17 protein-coding genes are annotated in these 17,022 nt (G+C 33.5%); 15 read left to right on the top strand and 2 right to left on the bottom strand.

Annotated features, from left to right (window positions below):
- Nucleotides 1-553: 553 nt before the first annotated feature.
- The 11 genes from GQ598_RS11375 (at nucleotide 554) to gltP (ending at nucleotide 12,336) form a co-directional block, all read left to right on the top strand.
- Nucleotides 554-691, top strand: coding sequence for a YgjV family protein (locus GQ598_RS11375; RefSeq protein ID WP_370516533.1), 138 nt, complete (start codon nucleotides 554-556; stop codon nucleotides 689-691).
- Nucleotides 692-798: 107 nt separating this feature from the next.
- A complete protein-coding gene (rppH, locus tag GQ598_RS07835) occupies nucleotides 799-1,371 on the top strand; it encodes an RNA pyrophosphohydrolase (RefSeq protein ID WP_160403459.1) in 573 nt (190 codons plus the stop codon).
- Nucleotides 1,368-2,237: a prolipoprotein diacylglyceryl transferase gene (gene lgt / locus GQ598_RS07830; RefSeq protein ID WP_160403457.1), complete on the top strand. Its 870-nt coding sequence runs from the start codon at nucleotides 1,368-1,370 to the stop codon at nucleotides 2,235-2,237. Before rppH ends, lgt begins: the two co-directional genes overlap by 4 nt.
- On the top strand, nucleotides 2,234-3,028 hold the full coding sequence (gene thyA, locus GQ598_RS07825; RefSeq protein ID WP_160403455.1) for a thymidylate synthase: 795 nt from the start codon (nucleotides 2,234-2,236) through the stop codon (nucleotides 3,026-3,028). Before lgt ends, thyA begins: the two co-directional genes overlap by 4 nt.
- Before the next feature lie 233 nt (nucleotides 3,029-3,261).
- Nucleotides 3,262-4,212, top strand: coding sequence for an LpxL/LpxP family Kdo(2)-lipid IV(A) lauroyl/palmitoleoyl acyltransferase (gene lpxL / locus GQ598_RS07820; RefSeq protein WP_160403453.1), 951 nt, complete (start codon nucleotides 3,262-3,264; stop codon nucleotides 4,210-4,212).
- A 48-nt stretch (nucleotides 4,213-4,260) separates the two neighbouring features.
- Nucleotides 4,261-5,343: a 23S rRNA (cytidine(2498)-2'-O)-methyltransferase RlmM gene (rlmM, locus tag GQ598_RS07815; RefSeq protein ID WP_160403451.1), complete on the top strand. Its 1,083-nt coding sequence runs from the start codon at nucleotides 4,261-4,263 to the stop codon at nucleotides 5,341-5,343.
- Nucleotides 5,344-5,438: 95 nt separating this feature from the next.
- Nucleotides 5,439-7,208: a penicillin-binding protein activator gene (locus GQ598_RS07810; protein WP_160403449.1), complete on the top strand. Its 1,770-nt coding sequence runs from the start codon at nucleotides 5,439-5,441 to the stop codon at nucleotides 7,206-7,208.
- Nucleotides 7,174-7,545: a YraN family protein gene (locus GQ598_RS07805; RefSeq protein WP_091350604.1), complete on the top strand. Its 372-nt coding sequence runs from the start codon at nucleotides 7,174-7,176 to the stop codon at nucleotides 7,543-7,545. The genes GQ598_RS07810 and GQ598_RS07805 overlap by 35 nt, the downstream gene beginning before the upstream one ends.
- Before the next feature lie 15 nt (nucleotides 7,546-7,560).
- Nucleotides 7,561-8,139 carry an SIS domain-containing protein gene (locus tag GQ598_RS07800; protein WP_160403447.1) on the top strand — a complete coding sequence of 193 codons (579 nt, stop codon included), beginning with the start codon at nucleotides 7,561-7,563 and terminating at the stop codon, nucleotides 8,137-8,139.
- A 98-nt stretch (nucleotides 8,140-8,237) separates the two neighbouring features.
- The gene (gyrA, locus tag GQ598_RS07795; RefSeq protein ID WP_160403445.1) at nucleotides 8,238-10,934 is read left to right on the top strand and encodes a DNA topoisomerase (ATP-hydrolyzing) subunit A; all 2,697 of its coding nucleotides are present in this window, start codon (nucleotides 8,238-8,240) and stop codon (nucleotides 10,932-10,934) included.
- Between the two features lie 91 nt (nucleotides 10,935-11,025).
- Entirely contained in the window at nucleotides 11,026-12,336 is a 1,311-nt protein-coding gene (gene gltP, locus GQ598_RS07790; protein WP_370516532.1) for a glutamate/aspartate:proton symporter GltP, read from the top strand.
- Between the two features lie 146 nt (nucleotides 12,337-12,482).
- On the opposite strand, the gene rpmG is transcribed toward gltP, so the two are convergent.
- Nucleotides 12,483-12,650, bottom strand: coding sequence for a 50S ribosomal protein L33 (gene rpmG / locus GQ598_RS07785; protein WP_034884348.1), 168 nt, complete (start codon nucleotides 12,648-12,650; stop codon nucleotides 12,483-12,485).
- 15 nt (nucleotides 12,651-12,665) lie between these two features.
- Nucleotides 12,666-12,902 carry a 50S ribosomal protein L28 gene (rpmB, locus tag GQ598_RS07780; protein WP_034884345.1) on the bottom strand — a complete coding sequence of 79 codons (237 nt, stop codon included), beginning with the start codon at nucleotides 12,900-12,902 and terminating at the stop codon, nucleotides 12,666-12,668.
- Nucleotides 12,903-13,285: 383 nt separating this feature from the next.
- Between rpmB and aroE the strand changes: the two genes are divergently transcribed.
- From aroE to GQ598_RS07760, 4 genes are all read left to right on the top strand, one after another.
- Complete coding sequence (gene aroE / locus GQ598_RS07775) at nucleotides 13,286-14,116, top strand: shikimate dehydrogenase (protein ID WP_091350612.1); 831 nt, start codon at nucleotides 13,286-13,288, stop codon at nucleotides 14,114-14,116.
- 161 nt (nucleotides 14,117-14,277) lie between these two features.
- Nucleotides 14,278-14,631 carry a DUF1870 family protein gene (locus GQ598_RS07770; protein WP_160403441.1) on the top strand — a complete coding sequence of 118 codons (354 nt, stop codon included), beginning with the start codon at nucleotides 14,278-14,280 and terminating at the stop codon, nucleotides 14,629-14,631.
- A 210-nt stretch (nucleotides 14,632-14,841) separates the two neighbouring features.
- A complete protein-coding gene (gene aroL / locus GQ598_RS07765) occupies nucleotides 14,842-15,354 on the top strand; it encodes a shikimate kinase AroL (protein ID WP_091350615.1) in 513 nt (170 codons plus the stop codon).
- A gap of 237 nt (nucleotides 15,355-15,591) precedes the next feature.
- A complete protein-coding gene (locus GQ598_RS07760; protein ID WP_160403439.1) occupies nucleotides 15,592-16,791 on the top strand; it encodes an MFS transporter in 1,200 nt (399 codons plus the stop codon).
- Nucleotides 16,792-17,022 lie beyond the last annotated feature (231 nt).

Below are 17,022 nucleotides of genomic sequence, written 5' to 3'. Positions count from 1 at the left end.
CGAACTCAGAAGTGAAACGCCGTAGTGCCGATGGTAGTGTGGGTATTACCCATGTGAGAGTAGGGTGCCGCCAGACTTTTAAATTAGAGAGAGCCCAGCAGTGATGCTGGGCTTTTTTGCTTTTGTGTTAGTTTATATTTAAGGATGAATAGTCTAATTAATTATTTAAGCCTATTTGTCTTATGAATCTGCTAGTGCAAATTTTGTTAAAAAATATACGACAATTCCACAATTAATTGGCATGTTAGGTTATTTTGTAGGTATTAGTGTTTTTTGCAACGCAATGATAATCTTTTTAGATGACTGTTGTTAATGTCATTATGACTCTTCACTTTTATTTATTAGGTCCAGAATCATATCCTGTAGCAATACTGAATATTGTAAATATATTACTTTTGCTTATACATAAAAATATGTTTGTAATGTTTTCTTTTATAGCTTTAATGTGGGTATTCTCTTACTACACCTGATTGGATGCAATTTATTCATTATTTTCAATTATAGGTAGTACATAGGTGACGATTGAACTGTTTTGTTTATAGCAACAAAAAATGTGATTGTTTATGTTGTTATACAGTTTTTTTTATGGGTTATTTATAGCTTGTGGATAGGATCTTTAGGCAGTCTAGCTATTGAAATAACATTTTTTATAATTAATATTGTTACAATTATTAAGTTATTAAAAAAATAACTTATATGAGAAAGCATATTTACTCAATTAACTCATTTTTTTATTTATTTATTGCTCCATGTATGAAACAATTTAACTATATAAAAATAGATTTCTTGAGGTAGTCAGTGATCGATAATGATGGCTACCGTCCAAACGTAGGAATAGTTATTTGTAACAGGTATGGTCAAGTACTTTGGGCTCGTCGTTATGGGCAAAATTCTTGGCAGTTTCCTCAGGGCGGAATAAAACAAAACGAAACGCCTGAGCAGGCAATGTTTCGCGAATTAAATGAAGAAGTTGGTTTATTATCAAAAGATGTGAAAATTTTATCCGTTACTAATGGTTGGTTACGATATAGGTTACCTAAAAGGATGATCCGTTGGGAAAATCAACCAGTTTGTATTGGACAAAAACAAAAATGGTTCTTATTAGAATTAATATCTGATCCATCGGTAGTTAATCTCAATGCGTGTTCTACTCCTGAATTTGATGATTGGAAATGGGTTAATTATTGGTATCCTATTCGGCAGGTTATTGCTTTTAAAAGAGACGTCTATAGAAAAGCAATGAAAGAATTTTCTTCCTCTGTTTTTGCTATACAGGCTGAATTAGATGCACCAATTATTAGTATTCCTAAAAAGAAAAAATTTAATTTCTTTGTACATAAACGAAAAAATAAAAAGCGTATTAAAAAATGAATCAATATTTGCAATTTCCTGATTTTGATCCGATAGCTTTCTCTATTGGTCCTATATCACTCCATTGGTATGGAGCAATGTATTTATTTGGCGTCTTGGGCGCTCTTTACTTAGCTAAGCGTCGAGCAAATAAACCAAATAGTAAATGGACGTCACAAGAAGTTGAAAATTTATTATTTTGGGGATTTTTGGGGCTATTTGTTGGAGGTAGATTAGGCTACGTCTTTTTCTATAACTTTGATGCTTTTACTAAAGATCCTGTAATATTATTTAAAGTTTGGGAAGGAGGTATGTCTTTCCATGGCGGTTTGATTGGTGCTATTTGTGTTATTGCTATTTTTGCTAAGAAAACAAAGAAAACTTTTATGCAAGTAGGTGATTTTGTTGCTCCTCTTGTCCCGATAGGCTTAATGTTTGGGCGATTTGGTAATTTTATTAATGGAGAACTTTGGGGAAGAGTTACTAATTCGTCTATTGGTATGTTATTTCCAACATCATCGCATGCTGATTTTATGTTTGTTCAGTCTCATCCTGAATGGTTCTCACTTTACTCTCAATTAAATGGTATTTTACCAAGACATCCGTCACAACTTTATGAAATGACGTTTGAAGGAATAATACTATTTGTCATATTAAATATTTTTATTCTAAAACCAAGGCCTACAGGTGCTGTATCTGGGTTATTTTTACTTTGCTATGGTTTATTTAGATTTGTTATAGAGTTTTTTAGACAACCTGACGAACAACTAGGTTTATTTTTAAATATTATCAGTATGGGGCAAATTTTATGTTTACCGATGATTATTGGTGGTATTTTAATTTTTTTATTTGCGTATAGATTTGACAAGAAGGCAAAAGCACGATGAAACAATATTTAGCGTTAATGCAAAAAATTTTAGATGAAGGTACGCTTAAATCGGATCGAACTGGTACTGGCACGTTATCTATTTTTGGTCATCAAATGCGATTTAATTTGCAAGAAGGCTTTCCTCTTGTTACAACTAAAAAATGTCATTTACGTTCAATTATCCATGAGTTGCTTTGGTTTTTAAAAGGTGATACGAATATCAAGTATCTAAAAGACAACAACGTCACAATTTGGGATGAATGGGCTGATGTTAATGGTGATTTAGGTCCTATTTATGGTAAACAATGGCGAGCATGGGGGACAGCTGATGGTCACCAAATAGATCAAATTTCACGATTAATTGAACAAATTAAAATTGATCCTGATTCTAGGCGCATGATTATTTCTGCTTGGAATGTTGGGGAATTAGATCAAATGGCCTTAGCTCCATGTCATGCTTTTTTTCAATTTTATGTTGCAAATGGTAAACTGTCTTGTCAGCTTTATCAGCGTTCTTGTGACGTATTTTTAGGACTACCATTTAATATTGCTAGCTATTCATTGCTAGTTCATATGATTGCACAGCAGTGTGAATTGCAAGTAGGTGATTTTGTTTGGACTGGGGGAGATACACATCTTTACTCTAATCATATGGAACAAACCCACTTACAATTAAGTCGTGAGCCAAGAGCATTACCCAAACTAGTGATTAAACGTAAACCCCCAACAATTTTTGATTATGAGTTCGAGGATTTTGACATCGTTGATTATGATCCACATCCTGCAATCAAAGCCCCCGTAGCTGTTTGATTTTTAAGTTCATAAAGCAACATATTTCAATTAAAACAGTGATTTGTTAATAAAAGGTCATAGCTAATCTGCCTAATTATTAGCTATGATTAGCTTTAAATATAAACTTTATCATAAAGTTAGCCAAGGAATGCTGATGTTATGTAGTCAAGCTTTGTTTATTTTTCTGCCCCTAAAATTAAGATATAGTATATAATAATTGACTTTATGATTAACAATAACTTGATCTTAATATGAGTCAAAATCAAGAAATTCGCCCTATTTTTACTAAACGCTTATTACACCCTCGTTACTGGTTAACGTGGCTTGGGATTAGTATTTTGTATTTAATTGTTTTATTACCATATCCGATTATTTACCAATTAGGTAAAGCATTAGGGTTACTATCAATGAAATTAATTGGTAAACGTAAAGAGACTGCAAGACAAAATCTTAAACTTTGTTTCCCTGAAAAGCCACAGCAAGAACGTGATCAGATGTTGCGTGAAAATTTTATTTCTACTGGGGTAGCTATTTTTGAAACCGGTATGGCTTGGTTTTGGTCAGATAAACGTCTATCCAGACACACCTCTATTGTTGGCGACGATTATATAACAAAGGTGCAACAATCGGGGCAGGGTGTTTTACTTATTGGGATTCATTTTTTAACCTTAGAATTGGGTGCACGTATTCTGGGGATTAGTCATCCTGGTGTTGGCGTATATCGACCAAATGATAATCCTGTTATGGATTATGTTCAGCTTAAAGGCCGTTTGAAATCAAACAAATATATGCTGGAGCGTCATAATACTAAAGGTATGATCCGTGCATTAAAAAATGGTGAATTACTTTGGTATGCACCAGACCATGATTATGGACCTAAAAATAGCGTTTTTGCTCCACTTTTTTCAGTTGAAAAAGCTGCGACAACAGTTGGTACACGTATATTAGTTAAATTAGGCTTGCCTGCAATTATTCCATTTACGCCTAAACGAGAAAAAAATGGACGCTATATTGTTTATATTTCTCCTAGGGTTGAAGAGTTTCCCGTTGAAGATGATGTGTTAGCAGCAACATTCATGAATAAAATCATTGAACAGGAAATTTTAAAAGCACCTGAACAATATATGTGGTTACATCGTCGATTCAAAACGCGCCCAAAAGGGGATGCTCCTTTATATTCTGATAATGTTCAATCTGACTAATATGGTTGTTTTTTTATAATATCTGTTAAAAGAGTAAAAAATTGCAATATGCAAAAATTAAATAAGATTATTTTATATTGTCGTTCTGGGTTTGAAAAAGAGTGTGCGGCAGAAATTACAGATAGATCTGCACAAAAACAAATATATGGTTTTGTTAAAGTAAAAGAAAACAGTGGCTATATTGTTTTTGAATGCTATCAAGATGGCGATGCACAATTATTGATAAAGGATTTGGCTTTCCGAACTCTTATTTTTGCGAGACAAATATTTTTGTCTGGTGATTTATTAGTTGATTTACCAACAAATGATCGTATTTCTCCTATTATTGATGCATTATCTGGATGTATTGATAAAGCAGGCGATTTACGCGTTGAAGTTGCTGATACAAATGAAGGCAAAGCGCTTTCAGGGTTTTGCCGTAAATTTACGGTACCCCTTCGTCAGGCATTACGAAGTAAACGTATTTTATTAAAAGCTGAAAACCCCTCAAGACCCGTTATTCACTTATTTTTTATTAATAGTAATAGTTGTTATGTCGGTTATTCACTGAGTCAAAATAATTCACCTTTTTATATGGGGATTCCAAGGCTAAAATTTCCATCCGATGCACCAAGTCGTTCTACGTTAAAATTAGAAGAAGCTTTTCATATTTTTATTCCTTATGAAGAATGGGATGAACGATTAAAAGGTGGTTTAAATGCGGTTGACTTGGGGGCTTGTCCTGGAGGATGGACTTATCAACTTGTTAAAAGAAATATGATGGTTTATGCCATTGATAATGGTCCGATGAATGAAAAATTGATGGAAACAGGACAAGTTAAACATTACAGAGAAGATGGCTTTAAATTTATTCCTAAAAAGCATAATATTTATTGGTTGGTTTGCGATATGGTTGAAAAACCAACTAAAGTAACTGAATTAATAGCTAAATGGCTGATTAATGGGTGGTGTAGAGAGACTATTTTTAATCTCAAATTACCAATGAAAAAGCGTTATGAAGAAGTAAAACAAAGTTTACACTTGCTAAATGACGAACTAAATAATAAAAAAATTAATGTACAAATTCAGGCAAAACAGCTTTATCATGATCGAGAAGAAGTGACCGTTCATGTACAACGAATTTGGGGATAACAACTTACAAGAGAATAGGTATGAATTTAAAACGCTCTTTTTGTGCTATGTTAATAATGCCATTGTTTGTATTTTTGGTAGGATGTGCTTTAGAAATGTCGAAGAAATCCCTTAACTTTGATGAGCATCAAAGTTCTAATTATTATTTGTCTCAAGCAGATAATAGCACTGGTTCTACTAAAGTTAATTGGCAATTATTAGCTATTCGCGCTTTGATGAAAGAAAATAAATTTTCGCAAGCCAGTGAATTATTATCAAATTTGCCTCTTAATCTTAATACTGAGCAGCAAAAAGAAAAGTTATTATCAGAAGGTGAAATTGCCGTAAAAAAAAGGAAACCGTTTGATCTTAACCAGTTCACTCTTGAAAAGTTGACTAATTCCCAGCTATATCGTTATTACGTTATAAAATTAGGTTTAGATATAAACAGTAAAGATACTAATGCCCAAGCTCATGATTATCTTCAATTAGAAAAATATGAAGTAGAAGCTGGAAAAAGACAATTATTAAATAATACATGGGATTTCTTTCGCAAATTAAAATTAGAAGAACTTCGTAAAGTTTTAGTAAATGAAAATGAAATTACATTACAAGGGTGGGTTGATTTAACTTACGCTTACCAAAGCAATAACACAGCACTTGTTTCGCAAGATGATGATACTCCAGAATCAATTGTTGCAAAATCTCAAAATCAAAAACAACTATTAAAACAAGCCATCAACAATTGGGCTATACAATATCCAGATCACCCTGCAAAGGAAATTCTTTCCATATTAACGGGTGAACAAACTCTTTCTGTTGATGCTAATGCAAAAAAAGTTGCATTATTGTTACCATTAAATGGTTCTTCACGTATATTTGGTGAAACTATTCGGCAAGGTTATATCAATGCTATAAAATTTTTTCCACAAGAACCACAACAAAATGTGATGGTACTTGATACAACTAGTGCATCCATGGATATTTTAATTCAACAAGCTCAAGAAAATAATGTTGAATTAATTGTAGGACCTTTATTAAAACATGAAGTGACTAAAATAAAAGAGCTAGCTCCCGCTATTCCTATTTTAGCCTTAAATAAGGTTGATAATGAGACTACTTCTGTTAATAAAATGTGTTTCTTTGCATTATCTCCTGAAGATGAAGCAAAAGATGCGGCAAACCATATTTATTCTCAAAATAGAGTAAAACCGTTATTATTAGTGCCACAAACTGACTTAGGACAACGTGTTGCACAAAGCTTTGCAGAACAATGGTCGCAAGTATCGGCGAATAATTCACAAGCTTACGTGCAATATTTTGGCAACATTCAAACATTAAGTGCCAATATGAATCGTAATATAGGTATTACTCTTACCGGTAATCCTATCTTGATTAATGATACGCCCCCAGTTGAAATATCTGCGGGATTTGATGCTATTTATGTTTATTCTTCGTATGATGAATTAACATTGATAAAACCAATGCTTGATATGGGGGCAAATAAAACTATTGGCAATTCATCAGCTGTTATGCTTTATACAAGTTCAAAAAGTCATATAGCTAATTCTTCTAAAGATTTTAATTATGATATGAATAAAACTGAATATGCAGAAATTCCTATGATTATGGAGCAAAAGGATAATGTGAATACAAACATACCTAGCGATATTCAGAAAGACTATTCATTAATGCGCTTGTATGCAATGGGAATTGATGCGTGGAGACTCGCCAATAGGTTTAATCAGCTTAATTCATATCAAGCTAATTTTTTAGATGGTATGACAGGAAAACTATCAACAAGTAATCAATGTGAAGTGACTCGCTCGCTTTCTTGGCAACAATATACTTATGGTGAAGCTAAATCTGATTCAAAAAGCGAATAAAAAACAAATCGGTGAGTATTATGAAAATATTGCTTGCCAATATCTACTTAAACATGGGCTTATACTTCTTGCTCATAATATCCAATTTCGCATTGGTGAACTCGATTTAATTATGTTAGATAACAAATGCCTTGTTTTTATTGAAGTCCGTTATCGAAAAAATGCAAATTTTGGTGATGCTGAAATGACCGTGACATTAAATAAACAAAATAAAATCAAGCATGCCGCTCAACTATGGATGATAGAGCAAAATTTAAATATTGAAAATACAGAGTTTAGATTTGATATTTTTGCTATTACAGGTAAAAGCCAAAAGTGGATTATTAATGCATTTTAATTTTAGGTGAAAAGCGTGCAAGATTTAATTAAAAATTATTTTACTGAAAGTATTCAAACTCAAATTGTGATGGCTGAATCGCTCGGTTACTCTATCGAAAAAGCAGCAAATATTATTGTTGAGAGTTTACTTAACGGCAATAAGATTATGAGCTGTGGTAATGGTTCATCCGCTGCTAATGTACAAAGTTTTACTTCACGTTTAATCACCAGTATTAATATCGAAAGACCAAGCATTCCAGCAATAGCTTTAGTCTCGGATAATGTTTTATTAAGTGCTATAGCTAATCATGAAGAGATTTATGCCCGTCAAATTCAAGCATTAGGTCAACAAAGTGATGTTTTAATTATAGCGACTTGCCAAGGAAATAGTCGAGCCATTATTCGTGCTGTTCAAGAAGCTGTAATTAAGGACATGAAAATCGTTGCATTAACTGCTTTTGATGGTGGTGAAGTTATAGGTTTACTTGGGCAAAATGATATTGAAATAAGAGTTCCATCTTATAAAAAAGTTATGGCTTACGAAATGCACGCCATGATTTTAAATTGCTTATGCCAATTAATTGAAAATACGTTGTTTATTCATAGCGAATAAGTTGAAATAAAAACAGTTTAGTTCTGCATTAATAGCGATTTTTATGCTATAATTATGTACTATTTTGATGAGTTAAATTAATAAGAGAACATGGTGTTATGACCGAACTAGCCAAAGAAATAACCCCCGTTAATATTGAAGATGAGTTAAAATCCTCTTATCTTGATTATGCAATGTCTGTCATTGTTGGACGTGCTTTACCTGACGTCCGTGATGGTTTAAAGCCTGTTCACAGGCGAGTTTTATTTGCTATGCATGAAGCGGGATATGATTGGAATAAACCTTATCGAAAGTCTGCTCGTGTTGTTGGGGATGTAATCGGTAAATACCATCCACATGGTGACTCGGCGGTTTATGACACAATTGTACGTATGGCCCAACCATTTTCATTGCGCTATATGTTAGTTGACGGTCAAGGTAACTTCGGTTCTGTTGATGGTGATTCAGCTGCTGCAATGCGTTATACAGAAATTCGGATGCAAAAGTTTGCAGGAGCATTATTAACGGATCTTGATAAAGAAACGGTTGATTTTTCTCCTAACTACGATGGTTCAGAAATGATTCCAGATGTGTTACCAACACGAATTCCTAACTTATTAATTAATGGAGCATCAGGGATTGCTGTTGGTATGGCGACTAACATCCCTCCTCATAATTTATCTGAAGTTATTAATGGCTGCTTGGCTTTTATTGAAGATGAAAATATTTCGATTGATGGTTTAATGGAGTATATCCATGGGCCAGACTTTCCAACAGCAGCATTGATTAATGGCCGAAAAGGCATTGAAAATGCTTATCGTACTGGTCGTGGTATTATCTATATTCGCTCTAAAGCAACTATCGAAGTTGATGACCATTCAGGAAGAGAAACGATCATTGTTAATGAAATTCCGTATCAAGTTAACAAGAAAAAATTGATCGAGAAAATAGCTGAATTGGTCAAAGATAAAAAAATAGAGGGTATTTCGGCATTACGCGATGAATCTGATAAAGATGGTATGCGTATCGTTATTGAAATAAAGCGTGATGCGGTTGGCGAAGTTGTTTTAAATAATCTTTTTTCGCTGACTCAATTGCAAGTTTCATTTGGTATCAATATGGTGGCTTTACATAAAGGTCAACCCAAACTGTTAAACTTGCGTGAAATGATTGAAGCTTTTGTGCTTCATCGTCGTGAAGTAGTTACGCGTCGAACTATTTATGAACTACGTAAAGCACGTGAGCGCGCTCATGTGTTAGAAGGTTTGGCAATTGCACTTGCTAATATTGATCCAGTTATTGAATTAATTCGTGCAGCTGCAACGCCAAGTGAAGCAAAAACTAAATTACTGGCTCAAGCTTGGCAACTTGGAAACGTTGCATCAATGTTGGAAAAAGCAGGTAATGATGCAGCTAGACCAGAAGATTTAGCGCCAGAATTTGGTATTCATGAGGGACACTATTACCTATCAGATGCACAAGCTCAAGCGATTTTAGATCTTCGCTTACATCGTCTAACAGGACTTGAACATGAGAAAATTCTTGATGAATATAAGGATTTATTAGTTCAAATTGGTGAGTTATTGCATATTTTAGCAAGTTCAGAGCGTTTAATGGAAGTGATTCGAGAAGAACTTGAAGCCATTCGTGACCAGTTCCAAGATGCTAGACGGACCGAAATTACAGCAAGTAGTGCAGATATTAATATTGAAGATCTCATTGCCCAAGAAGATGTCGTTGTTACTCTTTCGCATCAAGGTTATGTAAAATATCAACCGATTTCAGATTATGAGGCTCAACGTCGTGGTGGTAAAGGTAAATCTGCAACTAAAATTAAAGAAGAAGACTTTGTCGAAAAATTATTAGTTGCTAATACCCATGATACGATTTTATGTTTCTCTAGTCGTGGTCGATTATATTGGATGAAGGTTTATCAATTACCTGAAGCAAGCCGTGGTTCTCGTGGTCGCCCAATAATAAACTTATTACCTCTGGAAGAAAACGAACGTATTACTGCAATTTTACCAGTTAGAGAATTTGATAATGAACATTGTGTATTCATGGCTACCGCACAAGGTACAGTTAAGAAAACTTCTTTAATTGAATTTAGCCGTCCTCGAAGTGGAGGCATTATTGCAATTAATTTGCGTGACGATGATGAATTGATCGGTGTTGATTTAACTAGTAATGATCCTTCAGCTATGACTGATGATGAAGAAATGAATGATGATATCATGATAGAAGATGTTGATACTGAAGATGATGAAGTTTCACAATTCTCAACTACTGAAGATATTATGTTATTCTCAGCTAACGGTAAAGTTGTTCGATTCCCAGCGAATAAAGTTCGTTGTATGGGGCGAACTGCTGCAGGTGTTCGAGGCATAAAACTTGAGAGTGATGACAAAGTGGTGTCTCTGATAGTACCTCGTGGAAATGGCGCAATCTTAACTGCAACTCAAAATGGTTATGGTAAACGTACACAGCAAGAATTGTACCCAACGAAATCACGTGCAACTAAAGGTGTTATTTCTATCAAAGTAAGTGAGCGTAATGGAGCTGTGGTTGGAGCTGTTCAAGTTGATGAAACAGATGAAATCATGTTAATTACAGATGCAGGAACGCTTGTTCGTACTCGAGTTGCAGAAGTCAGCATTGTAGGCCGTAATACTCAAGGGGTTATGCTTATTCGAACAGCGGAAACCGAAAAAGTAGTGGGACTACAGCGAATTGCTGAAACAGAGGACGATAATGAACCTGAATTATTATCACAGCCTGAAGGGCGGGGTGATTTGGCCTCGGGAGCCGAAGAATAACTTTTAATTATTAAAAAGGATTAGTTAATATAACTAATCCTTTTTTATTTAGAATAATCTCGAAAAGGAATAGTATTAGATGGCGTTTTTTATAAAAAAAATATTAACAAATCTTGCATGGCAAATTTTAATTGCTTTGGTTTTAGGTGTTGCGATGGGGGCCTATTTATTTGAGCTTTCTGTCCCATCTCATCCTCTACATTCTTATTATCAGTTTTCGATAGTCAATATCTTCCAACCAGCGGGTGATATCTTTATTCGTTTAATTAAAATGATAGTATTACCTATTATACTTAGCACATTAACACTAGGTATTGCAGGTATTGGCGGTTCAAAACGATTAGGCACATTAGGATTTAAAACAATACTTTATTTTGAGATTATTACAACTATTGCTATTTTGTTAGGTATTTGCTGGGGAAATATTTTTTCACCGGGAGCAGGCATTGATTCATCTACTCTTGCAACCACTGATATTAGTAAATATGCCAAAGCAACCGAGGAATTGAGCGGAAAACCACATGGTTTGATTGTTATGATTCTTGATATGATTCCTGCAAATATTTTTAAAGCAATGACTGATGGTGCAATTTTACCAGTTATCTTTTTTTGTGTCTTTTTTGGTTTAGGGCTAATGTCTTTACAAGATAAACAGCGTGAACCATTTCTTTTCTTCTTAAAAGTAATTTCAGATACCATGTTTAAAGTAACTAACATGATTATGCGGTATGCACCAATTGGCGTTTTTTCACTTATTACGGTAACTGTTGCTAAATATGGTTTTGAATCCTTACTGCCTTTATTTAAATTAATTTTAACAGTGTATTCGGCAATGATTATTTTCACATTAGTGATACTTGGTCTCGTTTGTAAACTTTGCCGCTTTAATATTTTTACATTGTTGAGAATTTTGAAAGAAGAGTTGGTGATTGCATTTTCAACAGCGAGTTCTGAAACGGCACTACCGAAGATTATTGAAAAGATGGAGGCTTATGGTGCTCCAAAATCAATAACCAGCTTTGTTATTCCTACGGGCTATTCATTTAATCTTGATGGATCGACACTTTATCAAAGTATAACTGTTATCTTTTTAGCGCAGCTATTTAGCATCGATCTAACGATTTTGGATCAAATTATTATTGTTATCACATTAATGATTGCATCTAAAGGGATTGCTGGCGTTCCTGGTGCTTCAATTTTAGTTTTATCGGCAACACTTGGTAGTGTCGGTATACCTCTTGAAGGTATTGGCTATATTATGGGTGTTGAACGAATCTTAGACATGGGAAGAACGGTAGTTAATGTAGTAGGTAATGCATTAGCTGCAATTGTTATTGCACGCTGGGAGCATGTCTTTGACGATAAAAAAGCAAGATCATATGAGCAACAATATTTAAAATAAAATCATTGTTTGCTTATTTTAAGCTTCAGGTAAAAACTGAAGCTTTTTTATTTCTTAAATAGTTATTATGGCAATCAATGAGTAACGTCAATTTTAAAAAGATATAAAAAAACCCAGCATTGCTGGGTTTTTTTATTTATTTAAAACTATTTAATTTTAGCTTCTTTATAAACTACATGTTGACGAACTACAGGATCGTATTTCTTGATCTCCATTTTTTCAGGCATAGTTCTTTTGTTTTTGCTAGTGGTATAAAAATGACCTGTACCAGCAGAAGAAACTAATCTAATTTTTTCGCGTACACCTTTTGCCATGATATGGTTTCCTTATTAGTACTTTTCACCACGGGCACGAAGTTCAGCTAAAACTGCATCAATACCCTTTTTATCGATAGTACGCATACCTTTAGCAGATACACGCAATTTTACAAAACGTTTTTCACTCTCAATCCAGAAACGGTGAGTTTGAAGGTTTGGTAGAAAACGACGTTTAGTAGCATTCATCGCATGAGAACGATTATTTCCTACTAAAGGACCTTTTCCTGTTACTTGGCATACTCGTGACATGTCAATAATTCTCCGAAATTTCAATGCTTAAGCCTTGGGCGTAATATGTTAATGGAATTAACCTCGTCAGGCTTTTAGTTTGCTGCAGTTCTATCTGAGAAGCAGTCTAACCTCTCACACTACACCCACAATAATGAGGTAGCGAAGTATACGCTGTTATACGCAAATTCTCAAGCATTATCTTATTTAAGCGTAAAATAAGTTTATTGTCCAAATGAATATTAACAAATAGATGTCTGTTACTATTAAACGATAACTTTCTAATTTTGATTATGTAGATTAAATACAAAAACGGTTTAATTTTATAATAAATATGTTTTAATACTATGATTTATCGATTTTATCCATTTTAGGTTTAATTTTCTAATTTTTAAGGAGGTTATATGGAACAGTTTACGCCATATAGTATATACGGCATTATCGGTTATCCTTTAGGACATAGTATGAGCCCTCTTATTCATACTACATCATTTCAAGACAATGGAATTCCTGCAATTTTAGTTCCTTTTGCTACACCTCCGGAAGATATTGCAACTTTATTTAAATCCATAAGGTTATTAAACATTCGAGGCTTATGTGTCACCATTCCACATAAACAAACAGTTATTCCTTATTTAGATGAAGTAACCGATCATGTAAAGAAAGCGGGAGCGGCTAATTTAGTTTATTGGAATGGGGATAAACTTTGCGGTGATAATACTGATATCGTTGGATTTATGGAACCGCTTAAAACAAAAAAACTACCTGCAGATTATAAAAAAGTATTATTACTTGGTGCAGGGGGCGCTGCACGTGCAGCTGTTGTTGGGTTACAGGAACTTGGTTATACCGATATTACAGTAACAGATATTGTAGATGATTTACCTAATATGTTAGCTAATGAATTCAATCTTAAAACTATTAAATGGGAAGACCGTAGTAAAGTTGAAGCTCAAATTATTATTAACTCAACACCATTAGGCATGACGGGTAAATTTGAAGATCAAACACCTTATAAACAAGCTTGGTTTAAAGGTAAAGGTGTGGCTTATGATATTGTTTATACTCCATACAATACGCGTTTTAGACAAGAAGCTGAACAAGCTGGTTGGGAGTCAATTTCAGGACGTGAAATGTTTATTGGCCAGGCAAATGCTCAATTTAAAATTTGGACGGGGAAAAATCTTTCTGAACGCGCAAAACAGGCTGTAATTGATGCTTTGAATAAAAAATAGTTGCCCAAATGGTAAATATGGCTAGTTAATTGGAATTAGTCATGTTTTCCGTTATTTATATAATTGCTTTGTGATTGCCAAATTTGTATGTTATTTAATTGGTCTAAACAAAGTTAACATATCAATTAGATAGTTTAAGAGCATCATAATAAGGAGCATTTATGACTAATTTAGAGTTGCAAGCATATCGTCGTTTCTTTATGTTAAAAGTGTCAGAAGCCAGTGAATATATTGGTAAAACAGATGTTAATACATGGCATGATTGGGAAAATGGGACAAAACCGATTCCAGAATTTGTTGTAACAGCAATGCAAGATCTAAAGAAACTTCGAATCGAAAAAATAAATATCATCATCAATAGTATCAATGATCGTGTTGGCAGTAATACTATTCGTTATTTTATGACATATGAAGAGTTTAAAAAGGTAAATATTGACCTTGATATTATTCAGTGGCGATTACATCAATCGATCGCGACAGAGCTCTATTTTCGTGGTCTAGAAAAACTGTGTTAATTGGTTTTATTAACAAGACTTTAGCGCTATTTAAGATTTTTACAATTTTGTAAAAAAATATTTACGTCAATGCTTTTAAAAGTGATGTTAGAGTTCATTAAACATTATTTTTTTAATTTATTAAATAATATATAAAAATATATTGCAAAAACGAGAGTAAATCACTAGCATGGTAACATATTCTGTAAAGAAAAAAGGACAGAACCCAATATGAATAAAACAATTTTTTTAGTTGGTGCAAGGGCAGCAGGTAAAACAACAATGGGAAAAATGTTAGCGAATAAGCTATCGTTTTCTTTTATTGATACCGACAGCTATTTACTTGAAACTACTCAAAAAACAGTAGCTGAAATTGTTGAAAAAGAAGGTTGGGAAGGATTTAGATCAAGAGAAAGCCAAGTGCTTGTTGATACAACTAAACCAAATCGCGTCGTTGCCACTGGTGGAGGAATGGTATTAGCTGAGCATAACCGCCATTTTATGAAACAAAATGGCACAGTTATCTTTTTATCTGCTCCAGCGGCAACACTAGCTGCTCGTTTAATGAAAGATCCGAATGTTGCTCAAAGACCATCGTTAACTGGCTTATCTATTGCTGATGAAATAGAAAAAGTATTAACTGAAAGATTGCCTTTATATCATGATGCAGCGCACCATATAGTGAATGTTGATCAAGATGAAAGCTTGATTCTAGCTAAAATGCTTGAGATGCTAGGAAGTTAATTTAACCTTTTATAACAGATACCACTTAAACAGTGGTATTTTTATTGGTAATAGACAACAATAAAATTATAATAAGAATTCTATATAACTTTAATTTTCTGTCAGATTTTTGCTATTTTTAGAAGTAAAGAAGATAAAAGTTAAGTAACAAATCTAGATTTACTCTTTCTGCTTAATATTGATACATATATATTGAATAAAACTAAAGTTCTATGTTTTACATATGGAGTATGACAAATGGAAAATCGAAAGATCAATTCTTATGGAATTGTCGGATCTATTTATGCAAACTATATTATTCAAAGTATTGCGTTAATTGTGATTATGCAATTTTCTCAAGCGCTTTCAAAGCAACTAAATACTGATATAGTTGGGCTTGGTTATATTGCATCTGGCATAGGAATTGGCAAAATATTTTTAATGTTCGTTGGTGGGGTGCTATCAGATAAATTTGGTAGAAAGTTATTTATTTATTTAGGTATGATTTGTTACGCTATCTTTTTTGTAGGAATAATTTTTTGTACCAACATTCATATAGCTTTTTGTTTAGCGATTGCTGTAGGGGCGGGTAATTCTTTTTTAGATACAGGCTCTATGCCTGCATTGACTGAATGCTTTCCTGGAGCTGCGAGCTCTGCAAGTGTTCTTATAAAAGCTTTCATTTCCATCGGAACGCTAATCCTACCTTTTATTGTTACTTTTTTTGATACCAACAACATATGGTATGGTTGGGCATTTCTCGGTTTTACTGTTTATTTAATCATTAACAGTTTATTATTATTACCTCAACAATTTCCACATAAAGATACGACAATCAAAGGTTGTGAGGGTTCAGTAAACTATTTTACAGGTAATCCTCGATTTGAATTTGAAGGTATTTTATTGATTATAATGGGGTTTACTACAACAGCAACATTTGTCATTATTTTACAGTGGTTGCCAACTATCGCTATTAAAGGTGTTAATATGAGCGATATCGATGCAAACCAACTGATCAGCTATTATAGTACCGCATCCATTATCTCGGTATTTGTTACAGCATTTGTGGTTAAACGTTTCTTAAAACCAATATTTTGTATTATTATTCTGCCTGCTTTGTCTGCCTTAGTATTAATTGTGTTTTATTTCAATATTTCGCCAGTCATGTGTATCATTGCTGCAATTGGCGTAGGATTTACTGCTGCAGGCGGCGTGTTACAGTTGACTTTGGTTGTAATGCAACAACTGTTCCCAACTCGTAAAGGTCTGGCTGTTGGTTGTATGTATACATTTAGTGGACTATCGTTTGTTGTCATTCCGCGTATAGTGCCAAAATTAGCTATGATCAATGTCAGTTATGCTATTTTAATAGACTTTTTTATTGCAGTATCAAGTGTAGTACTTGGCTCAATTGTTTTTTATCGCTTTAAAAAGGTCATTGATTTAACAAAAATATAATTTTATCGATCTAAAGTTTAATGTTATAGGGCATGCCAATATGGCATGCTTTTTTCCATACTAACGGTTTTAAAAATTTTAACTGAATCTTCGTAATTAACCATTTAATGTTGGGTTAATCAGTCATTTTTCAATCAGATAGTTATCGATTTTCAGCTTTATTTTTCATAGATAGTGAATATTCAGATTGTTGATAGAGCCTTAAAATATAGCTTGCTATTAAATCAAAAA

It is taken from the genome of Gilliamella sp. Pas-s95 (assembly GCF_009795795.1).
In the GTDB taxonomy this organism is placed as follows: domain Bacteria; phylum Pseudomonadota; class Gammaproteobacteria; order Enterobacterales; family Orbaceae; genus Gilliamella; species Gilliamella bombicola.
This window is presented reverse-complemented; position numbering and strand designations above follow the sequence as displayed.

Bases quoted from the DNA above. Each gene is read 5' to 3' on its own strand.
- lgt (WP_160403457.1), top strand. From the start codon at position 1,368: ATGAATCAATATTTGCAATTTCCTGATTTTGATCCGATAGCTTTCTCT.
- thyA (WP_160403455.1), top strand. From the start codon at position 2,234: ATGAAACAATATTTAGCGTTAATGCAAAAAATTTTAGATGAAGGTACG.
- lpxL (WP_160403453.1), top strand. From the start codon at position 3,262: ATGAGTCAAAATCAAGAAATTCGCCCTATTTTTACTAAACGCTTATTA.
- rlmM (WP_160403451.1), top strand. From the start codon at position 4,261: ATGCAAAAATTAAATAAGATTATTTTATATTGTCGTTCTGGGTTTGAA.
- GQ598_RS07810 (WP_160403449.1), top strand. From the start codon at position 5,439: ATGTCGAAGAAATCCCTTAACTTTGATGAGCATCAAAGTTCTAATTAT.
- GQ598_RS07805 (WP_091350604.1), top strand. From the start codon at position 7,174: ATGGTGAAGCTAAATCTGATTCAAAAAGCGAATAAAAAACAAATCGGT.
- gyrA (WP_160403445.1), top strand. From the start codon at position 8,238: ATGACCGAACTAGCCAAAGAAATAACCCCCGTTAATATTGAAGATGAG.
- rpmG (WP_034884348.1), bottom strand. From the start codon at position 12,650: ATGGCAAAAGGTGTACGCGAAAAAATTAGATTAGTTTCTTCTGCTGGT.
- rpmB (WP_034884345.1), bottom strand. From the start codon at position 12,902: ATGTCACGAGTATGCCAAGTAACAGGAAAAGGTCCTTTAGTAGGAAAT.
- aroE (WP_091350612.1), top strand. From the start codon at position 13,286: ATGGAACAGTTTACGCCATATAGTATATACGGCATTATCGGTTATCCT.
- GQ598_RS07770 (WP_160403441.1), top strand. From the start codon at position 14,278: ATGACTAATTTAGAGTTGCAAGCATATCGTCGTTTCTTTATGTTAAAA.
- aroL (WP_091350615.1), top strand. From the start codon at position 14,842: ATGAATAAAACAATTTTTTTAGTTGGTGCAAGGGCAGCAGGTAAAACA.
- GQ598_RS07760 (WP_160403439.1), top strand. From the start codon at position 15,592: ATGGAAAATCGAAAGATCAATTCTTATGGAATTGTCGGATCTATTTAT.